The following is a 1861-nucleotide window of genomic DNA, read 5'->3' as shown; positions in this document are numbered from 1 at the left end:
ACTTTGAATTCTTTGTTGAATTCATATAATCGAGCTATAAGTTTTAAAGGTCCACTCAATGGAACTCTACCGTCTTGCCTTGAATGCAGAATGAAAATTGGGGTGTTAATCTCATCTGCCCATTGCGGAGCAGAACGTTGTTTAAAGTATTCTTCCCGTTTATCTTCAAAATTAGGTAAGACATTTTGAAGTCCTGCATAATTTAAATTCTCTTCTAAATCAGACCAGCCAGTTAAAAATATAGGTCTCCGATTTGTTAGATCTTCCAAATCGGCCGTTCCACCTAAGACAGCTGCGGCATTTAAGTCTATTTTGGTAAGACTCTTATAGGTCATCAGTCCTCCTCTGGAAATTCCTACCATGAAAATGTTTTTATTATCTACATAATCCAATTTTTGGACAATTTCATATAAATTTATGACATCATTTAGGTCATCGCCACCAATTTGGTCTATGGCTCCTAGTTCTCCTACATATCTGTAATTTGAGGCAAAAACGACAAAGCCTTCTTTGGCTAGGGTATAAAAGTCCGGAAAATCTTCCTCGTTTAATTTTCCAATATTTCCGGTACCACCTCGATTATATATAATTACAGGAATTTTCTTTCCATTTATTAATTTTGGACGACAAGAAAAGCCTATGATTTCAAAATTATCGCTTTTATAATTGAATTCTTCGAAGATGTATTCTGTCTGGCTTCGTGCATGTTCATAGGATAAGCTGTCAAATCTGTATTTTCCGAGAGGACTAATTTCATCGTAGGTTTTTTTGATTTTCTCCTCTGATATATTGTAAAAGCCATCCTGAGCATAAGCCCCTAAGGACATAAGCAATAAAATAAGTAATAGTTGAATTTTTTTCATGGTATGGTTGCTAAAGGTTAGTAATATGTTCTGGAATTCTAATAGCCATAGGTAGTGTTACCAATAGGTTTTCAGTATTTTTCAACCACACAGCATTCATCTTTCTTACATTGGCAATATTTTTTATTGTAAATATGAAGAAAAATCAAACTTAAAGCAGGAAGGTAGATGATTTCTTCGACAAGATGAAAACCCTCAAATTTTTCATTGAGAATAACAAAAGCCAAGAAAATAAAACTCAAAACAAATGCATACTTTATCCATTGTTTAGAAGTTTTCCTAGCTGACCAATAAACAGCCAAAAAGGATATTCCTAAAAATAAAAAGTCTATCGAACTCCACCATAATGGGGTAGCTTCGTCATGGATGGAATAAGAAGCTTGAACCACAAAAAGAAATGGGGTGACAAGGCAATGAACAAAGCACAAACCACTTGTTACTGCCCCAAATTCATCGGATCTCTGAGAAAATACCATAAAACACATCTTTTAATGCAACTATGTTGCAAAATTAGTTATTTACTTTATTTTTGCAACATAGTTGCGTTAATAAAAATACCACCAACCAAAACAAAAAAAGAATAAATGGTTACCAAAGAACAAGTATTGAAAGCCCAGAACAAATGGGCAGAAGGAGTAGTGAAAATTGGTTCACTAAAAGAAAACAGGTCTGACTGTGAGACTTTCACCAATGAATTTCTTGACAAACTCTATGCCTTTGAAACAGGTTTGGTCTTATTTAAACCTACAAAGTGTGCAATAGAACAATTTAGACCTACTAAATCGAAAGCTTTATCCTATTTCATTGCGGGCGACAGTCGTGAATGTCGGGAAGACCAAGGATTTGCAATTACACCCTGGACAAATGTAAGATTTGAGAATTCAGACCTCATTTTGGAAGGAAGCCGTGCGGTTGCAATGGGAAATTACTTTTTCACAGCCTTGGATGGTAATGAGGTAAAAGTTGAATACACATTTGGTTATAAGTTAATTGATGGC

Annotated in this window: 3 protein-coding genes; 1 reads left to right on the top strand and 2 read right to left on the bottom strand. The window is 34.8% G+C overall.

Annotated features, from left to right (window positions below; genetic code table 11):
• Positions 1-863: alpha/beta hydrolase family protein (locus E1171_RS02010; protein WP_155203575.1), on the bottom strand; the 863-nt coding region annotated here is incomplete at its 3' end.
• A 71-nt stretch (positions 864-934) separates the two neighbouring features.
• On the bottom strand, positions 935-1339 hold the full coding sequence (locus tag E1171_RS02005; protein ID WP_155203573.1) for a MerC domain-containing protein: 405 nt from the start codon (positions 1337-1339) through the stop codon (positions 935-937).
• A gap of 108 nt (positions 1340-1447) precedes the next feature.
• Between E1171_RS02005 and E1171_RS02000 the strand changes: the two genes are divergently transcribed.
• The coding region (locus tag E1171_RS02000; RefSeq protein ID WP_155203570.1) for a hypothetical protein at positions 1448-1861 on the top strand (414 nt) is incomplete at its 3' end.

Origin of the sequence: Xanthovirga aplysinae (assembly GCF_009711365.1) — a bacterium.
GTDB lineage: Bacteria > Bacteroidota > Bacteroidia > Cytophagales > Cyclobacteriaceae > Xanthovirga > Xanthovirga aplysinae.
The sequence above is the reverse complement of the archived record's forward strand: the minus strand, read 5'-3'. Positions and strand labels throughout refer to the sequence as shown.

What these genes read in the sequence shown, in the direction of transcription:
- E1171_RS02005 (WP_155203573.1), bottom strand. Translation starts at nt 1,339, where the DNA reads ATGGTATTTTCTCAGAGATCCGATGAATTTGGGGCAGTAACAAGTGGT.